Source organism: Anabaena catenula FACHB-362 (assembly GCF_014698735.1).
In the GTDB taxonomy this organism is placed as follows: domain Bacteria; phylum Cyanobacteriota; class Cyanobacteriia; order Cyanobacteriales; family Nostocaceae; genus Anabaena; species Anabaena variabilis_A.
This window is the reverse complement of sequence record NZ_JACJTQ010000090.1, coordinates 1-6,731: the sequence shown is the minus strand read 5'-3', so window position 1 is coordinate 6,731 and position 6,731 is coordinate 1. Positions and strand designations below refer to the sequence as shown.

Genomic DNA, 6,731 nt, shown 5'->3' with positions numbered 1-6,731 from the left:
GGCATCTCTAACGCTTATTTTAGCGTACCAGCCAGCTACCTTTGCATTGGGGCATCTCACTTTTAAAAGCAGTGGCAGTAACACTTTAGCTATTTCCGGAGATGTCTTTTGGAGGGGAGTATTGCGATCGCTGGTGCTTTAGTTCAATGGTTGCGTGACAACTTGGGATTAATTCAAAGCAGTGCAGAGGTAGAAACTTTAGCCAGCACAGTTACAGATAACGGTGGTGTTTATTTTGTGCCTGCCTTTTCTGGGTTATTTGCTCCCTATTGGCGCAATGATGCTAGAGGTGCGATCGTGGGTATGACTAGCTACACAAATAAAGGTCATATTGCCCGTGCGGTGTTGGAAGCTACAGCATGGCAAACTCGTGAGGTTTTAGATGCGATGAGAGAAGACGCGCAGGTAAATTTAACAGCTTTGAAGGTAGATGGGGGGATGGTTTATAACAACCTGCTGATGCAGTTTCAAAGCGATGTGTTAGGTGTGCCAGTGATTCGTCCCCAGGTAGCAGAAACTACAGCTTTAGGGGCAGCTTATGCTGCTGGGTTGGCGACTGGTTTTTGGGGTAGTCTGGAGGAGTTGTCTGATAATTGGCTTTTAGATCAGACTTGGGAAGCGAAGATGGATGAGGTGGAGAGGGAAAGTTGTTATACGCTTTGGAAGAAGGCGGTTAGTAAAACTTTTGATTGGGTGTAGGAGTTTATATTACCCAGAAGCACAGCAGACCTGTCTGAAAATTTACGTGTCTTTTGCACTACTTTTACATAACTTTACGATGCTTTCAAAGCATATTACTTCGACAGGTCATCTGTTACTCTGTGGAAAAACATAATTTTCCGCAAATATGACACCTCGTTCAAACCTGCATGGTCGTGTATTAGAGTACCTGATCACAGAAGTATTAATTAGAAATCATCCTGGAGTCAGCCTAACAAATAGAGCTAACAATGACCAAGTTCGAGATGCCAGCAAGCTGGCTGACTTAAATCCGGCACTTTTAAATGAACTCACTCTAGCGGCTAATGCGCTGCTACTAAAGTGGCTCAATCCTCATTTTCAGTTATCTGACCAAGCATCAATCACGATAGATAGACTACCAGATCAGAATAAGAAAGATGTCACTGACATTTGTTTAACTTCAAGATCATGGACAGTTAATCTGTCACTCAAACACAACCATAGCGCACTCAGACACCAACGTCCTGGGACAACTCCAATTCACTGCGGTTACTCCAAAGATAGCGCACAGATGCAGCAGTTTAAACAACAGTACCAAGTAATAACACAGGAATTAAAGCAACATATTGGACAAGCAAACCTATTTAAAGAACTACCTTCTGCTTTGATTGAACAGTATTTATATACTCCAGTCTGTAATTTGGTTAGCCAATTTATCACAAGCCATGCTTCCACTTGCACGACTCATTTATTTCAATACCTTGTTGGTGATGTTAATTACTACAAAATTATTGTTGATACCCATGCCCAAACCCTGAGTATTCAAAAGTTTGCAGATATCCAAATGCCTACTAACGTGATAGCAACGGTTAACAGACAGTATGTGAATTTGAGTTTTGACAACGGATGGGAAATTTCTATGCGCTTACATACCGCATCAAGCCAACTGAAAAACTCTCCTAGTTTAAAATTTGATACTAAGGCACTAAATAATCCGCTGACTGCTACGATAATTCCTTATGTTTAAAAGTCCATTACGTTATCCTGGCGGTAAGCAAAAGGCAATTCCTCAAATTGCTCACTATCTACCTCCTACATTTAAGGCATTCCGTGAACCTTTCGTTGGTGGAGGTGCTGTATTTTTTCATGTTTTACAGAAGTACCCTAGTATGTCTTACTGGGTCAATGATCTCAACCCAGAACTGTACTATTTCTGGCATCAGGTCAAAACCAATCTATTTGAGCTGGTTGAGTCAGTCTGGAAGGTTAAACATCAGACAACAGATGGACGTGCCTTGTTTAAATCCCTCGCCGCCGCAGATACGAGTACCATGAATCCACTTGAGCGAGCTGTGCGGTTCTTTGTTCTTAACCGGATTACCTTTTCGGGAACTATTGAGAGTGGGGGTTACTCCGATGCTTCCTTCAAGGGTCGGTTTACAGACTCTTCGATTGAGCGATTAGCAGCTTTGGATGCTTGCTTTGTTAATACCCGTGTGACTAACTTCGACTACAGCACCCTACTTACTGAACCTGGAGAAGATGTATTTATCTTTCTAGATCCACCTTATCTCAGCAATACTCAGTCTAAGTTATATGGTAAAAGAGGTGATTTGCATACCTGTTTTGACCATTCTCGTTTTGCTAAACTGATGTTGGAGTGTTCACACAAATGGTTGATTACTTACGATAATTGTGAACAAGTGCGGCAAAGCTTTTCTTTTGCCTACATTTATGAATGGGAATTGCAATATGGAATGAATAACTATAAACAGAATAAGGCAGACAAAGGTAAGGAACTTTTTATTACTAACTATCGTGTTGAATCATACAATTTGCCGACAATTATGGAGGTTGTGTAATGGTAAAAGTCTTTGGGGATAGATAGTAACCAACGGAAAAATAAACCACGAAGACGCTGCGCGAACGCTTCTTAGTGGTTCATTTTTTCTTATCTTTACTATTTTACAAAATATACTCAAGTAACACTGATTATACACAAATGTTTGCTTAACATCTAAGTAATGATATTTTTGAAGATCGCTCATCCTTTCCTTTCTCTCTCAGCAAGCGATCGCTAACAGAAAATATCACTGATTAATTGTCAATGTTGCTGTGCCGGAGCGATGCCTTCTCTACGAGACGCTTCGCGTTGGCGCAGCCTGTCCGTAGGACTTACGGCAAGCGCAGCTATCGCTACAGTGACATTGAATGGTCTGATTTTGAAGACGCATAACAAATTCTAATTGAATGTGAAGCCTATCTATTAGGTGAGATTCAGGAACAACCCCAACAGTAACAGCAAGCCTTGTTTATGTTTATTTATACAGGATATAATGACAATCAAAACTAAGCAAAAGAGCAATATGACTATTAACCTGAATCTACCACCAGAACTAGAAAAAGAACTTCACACCGAAGCTTCTCAACTCAATGTACCGTTATCTGAATATATTTTACGTATTTTATTTACAAGAAAAGTTGCAGATAATCTCCCCAAAACAGGAGCAGAACTTGTTAAATATTGGGAAAATGAAGGTGTAATCAATTCACTTCCTGATATTACTGATAGTCAAGCATACTCTCGTGAGTTACGTCATCAGGCTGAAACAAGGGAGCGAGCATAGGTAAATTTAATGTACTTATTGGATACAGATATTCTGATTGACATTCAGCGCGGTCACGCTCCTGCAATTACTTGGTTTGCCAGTCTTTTAGAAATACCTAGCGTTCCTGGACTGGTGGTTATGGAACTCATTCAAAATGCTCAAAATACCCAACGACTCCGGGATACTCTCAAGCTCGTTGCTCCCCTACCTGTAATTTGGCCTACTGAAATTGATTGTGCATTTGCTCTATCCAATTTCACCACCTATCACCTATCAGATAATTTAGGGTTACTTGATGCTTTGATTGGTGCTTGTGCCGTCGGTAGAGGGGCTATCTTATGTACTTTCAACGTCAAGCATTACAGGGTTATACCTAGCCTTACTATAGAACAACCTTATACACGATGAAAGCTGATTATATTTTTGTATATGGGCATTATGTGCGATAGCTGCGCTCTCTTCTCTACGTTCGCGGAGCGTGTCGTAGACAGAGGCTTCGCCAACGAGTCCCGTCAGGGATACGCCGAAGGCATCGCTCTTTCCTTTCTCTCTGAATAAGCGATTGCCTTTGGCACTGCGCTCCGCGCAATCGCTACCTTAAGACTAATTTGCCATGATTTACCTTAAAATTATATAGACCAAAGATTAAACAACAGGAGAGATCATGAATTATCAAGATATTATTACGATTGAACCTGGAAAACGCAGTGGAAAACCTTGCATTCGCGGAATGCGTATTACTGTGTACGACATTTTAGAATATTTAGCAGGTGGAATGACAGAAGCCGAAATTTTGGAAGATTTTTCAGAACTGACATCTGAAGATATTAAGGCTTGTCTTGCTTTTGCTGCTGACCGAGAGAAAAAGTTATTTGTTGCATCTCTATGAAACTGCTATTAGATGAAAATTTATCAGATCGGATTGTTGATAAAATTCTTGATTTGTATCCTGATTCTCAACACGTTAAAACTTTAGGACTTATAAATACTGATGATGCCATTATCTGGGAATTCGCCAAAATGAATAATTTTGTGATTATTTCCAAAGATTCTGACTTTCATCAACGTAGTTTACTTTATGGTCATCCACCAAAATTTATTTATCTGCGTATTGGTAATAGTCCCACATCAAAGATTGTGCAGATTTTGAGAGATAATTTGTCCACAATTACCCAATTTGATAGTAGTGACACGGAAAGTATTTTGGTATTAACTTAATCACACTCCCAGATATTGGAGATTTATATTTTCTGATATACAAATCATGGGTAAAGATATTTTAACCAAATGTCTCTGAAATATATTGTAAATGTTTCTGTACCGGAGCGATCGCATTAGCAACAATCATTCCACTAGCAGCCACAGCCGGCAACCCAATTCCCGGAAAAGTCGAATCTCCACAACACAACAACCCCGACAAAGGTGTATTACCACCAGGAAATAAACCCTTCCCTGCGGCTATAGCTGGTCCATAACTACCATGATGACGACGTAAAAATCGTCCATGAGTAAGGGGAGTACCCACCAAACTAACTTCACAACGGGAACGAATATCAGGAATAATTCTTTCCAAAGCTTGCCACATCACCTCTGCACGTTCTTGTTTTAACAACGCATATTCTTCGCTATTGCGTTCCTTTCCTTGCCAAATAGCATAAGGTTCATTACCAGGAGTATAAACGTGAATCACGTGCTTACCTACTGGTGCTAAAGACGAATCAAGAACTGAAGGAATAGATACAACTACCACATTTTGCGGTGCAGTTACGCCTTTGTCCCAATCGTTAACGACAATGTAGTGAATACCCAGATTCTCAGGTAATCCTGCTGCATCAATACCTAAATGCAGGTGCATAAAACTATCACATTCAGGAGTTGCTTGTTGCTTTTCTACATACCGTTTAGGTAAAGCACCTTCAGGAATGAGTTTGAGGGTATCCCAAACAGAAGCATTAGAAACAACTGCTTTACTGGCTCGGATTTCTTGACCACTCCGCAGACGTACCCCGACAGCGCGGTTATTTTCTACTAAAACTTGCTCCACATGGGCATTTAAAACCAACTTACCACCATGTTTAGTCAACCCCCGTACCAGTGCATCAACCAATGCACCACTTCCCCCAATGGGATAATCTAACTGCACATGAGGACGATACCAATCTGCAAACATGAAAGCCACTTCTGCGGCAATTGTCCCATCTGCGGGTAATCCAGATAACAAAAAGCAAAGTAAATCTAACCAGTTGCGAATAAATGGGTCTGTGATTACACCATCAATAATGTTAGAAAAAGACCCTGTTAATTTAATCACGTTAGCGGCCTGTTGCAGTAAAGCTGGGGCAAATTTACCCATAGTTAACAGTTAGTAGTTTTATGGACAAATATCCTCAAGCTACTTTTCCCGGTGTTACCCGGAATGGGTAAACTGCAATACCCTCTATCCCTAAGCTAAAAGCCGCAGGGACTACTTTTCTAGCAATATTCAGACTAGCATTAACATCCGCATGAATCAGCTTACCATTTTGAGATTTGTACCAAGCGCGTTGTATTCGCTTACCACTGAAATTGTATGTTTCTCCTTTTTTGTACACAGGAATGGGATCTAAATCCAAAAATGAAGCAGCCGAAGTATAAGATTCTTCATGAATCAAAACGGTAATTCCTACCAATTCAGCTTTGTATTTCAATTGCTCTATAAATCGAGCATGAGGAATACTAACGAAGTTCTGATTTGTGGTTTTACCGAGATTTATTTCTTGCTTCCATTGCTCATTTTTGCCAATAACTAGCGTCCCTATTCCGGCTTTAACTAAATAATTAATAATCCATCTACTAGCATTATGCAAGTAATTATCTATTTGATTATTCCGTTTACAAGTTAGTGCATTTATCCGGTGAGATGTGTGAGCATTTCCCTTGAGTTGAGATTGAAGTTTAGCTTTAACTTTATTGTAATTACGATTGATTGATTTTAAAGGTTTTCCGTTGATAAGTACAGGCTTAAATCCTGGAAGATTAGCAGTTAACGCCGCTAAATTATCTAATCCAATATCAATACCTGCCACCCTGTTAGGATTTAATTGCTGTGGTTTAGCCTCCCTTTCATAAACTACTTCAATTACATATTGCCCACATCTGGGGACAATTCTTACTTGTTTAATATTGTTTGTTGCTGTGGGGAATTGTATATTTGTTTGCGATAGTTTAATGATTCCTTTTCTCAAAGCCGGTTTAGAAATTGCACCTAATTCATAAGTCAGAATATTTCGTCCTTTAGTTTTATCCTTGTATTTGGGTAATTTTGGTCTACCTAAAAACTTAGATGGGTCTTGATTAGACATCTCCGAAAAAGAATTAAATTATGGTATAAGAATATAAAAGTGTATTTTTTGGTAAGACGTTATGGGCAGTATATTTGAATATATTCAGAGCAATCCTCAC

Annotated in this window: 8 protein-coding genes and 1 pseudogene; 7 read left to right on the top strand and 2 right to left on the bottom strand. The window is 39.7% G+C overall.

What is annotated here, in order from left to right; genetic code table 11:
* Positions 1 to 108 precede the first annotated feature (108 nt).
* The 7 genes from H6G68_RS26380 (at position 109) to H6G68_RS26350 (ending at position 4,508) form a co-directional block, all read left to right on the top strand.
* Entirely contained in the window at positions 109 to 699 is a 591-nt protein-coding gene (locus H6G68_RS26380; protein WP_242045410.1) for an FGGY-family carbohydrate kinase, read from the top strand.
* Between the two features lie 148 nt (positions 700 to 847).
* On the top strand, positions 848 to 1,708 hold the full coding sequence (locus tag H6G68_RS26375) for a HaeIII family restriction endonuclease (RefSeq protein ID WP_190909290.1): 861 nt from the start codon (positions 848 to 850) through the stop codon (positions 1,706 to 1,708).
* Positions 1,701 to 2,543: a DNA adenine methylase gene (locus H6G68_RS26370; RefSeq protein WP_190909289.1), complete on the top strand. Its 843-nt coding sequence runs from the start codon at positions 1,701 to 1,703 to the stop codon at positions 2,541 to 2,543. The genes H6G68_RS26375 and H6G68_RS26370 overlap by 8 nt, the downstream gene beginning before the upstream one ends.
* 504 nt (positions 2,544 to 3,047) lie before the next feature.
* Entirely contained in the window at positions 3,048 to 3,308 is a 261-nt protein-coding gene (locus H6G68_RS26365) for a hypothetical protein (RefSeq protein ID WP_190909288.1), read from the top strand.
* A gap of 9 nt (positions 3,309 to 3,317) precedes the next feature.
* The gene (locus H6G68_RS26360) at positions 3,318 to 3,698 is read left to right on the top strand and encodes a PIN domain-containing protein (RefSeq protein ID WP_190909287.1); all 381 of its coding nucleotides are present in this window, start codon (positions 3,318 to 3,320) and stop codon (positions 3,696 to 3,698) included.
* A 256-nt stretch (positions 3,699 to 3,954) separates the two neighbouring features.
* On the top strand, positions 3,955 to 4,179 hold the full coding sequence (locus H6G68_RS26355; protein ID WP_190909286.1) for a DUF433 domain-containing protein: 225 nt from the start codon (positions 3,955 to 3,957) through the stop codon (positions 4,177 to 4,179).
* The gene (locus H6G68_RS26350) at positions 4,176 to 4,508 is read left to right on the top strand and encodes a DUF5615 family PIN-like protein (RefSeq protein ID WP_190909285.1); all 333 of its coding nucleotides are present in this window, start codon (positions 4,176 to 4,178) and stop codon (positions 4,506 to 4,508) included. The genes H6G68_RS26355 and H6G68_RS26350 overlap by 4 nt, the downstream gene beginning before the upstream one ends.
* A gap of 61 nt (positions 4,509 to 4,569) precedes the next feature.
* On the opposite strand, the pseudogene H6G68_RS26345 reads toward H6G68_RS26350, so the two are convergent.
* A pseudogene (locus H6G68_RS26345) lies at positions 4,570 to 5,652 on the bottom strand (phytoene desaturase family protein); the annotation flags it as partial.
* Between the two features lie 25 nt (positions 5,653 to 5,677).
* Positions 5,678 to 6,631, bottom strand: a complete 954-nt coding sequence (locus H6G68_RS26340; RefSeq protein ID WP_242045409.1) for an RNA-guided endonuclease InsQ/TnpB family protein — start codon at positions 6,629 to 6,631, stop codon at positions 5,678 to 5,680.
* Positions 6,632 to 6,731 lie beyond the last annotated feature (100 nt).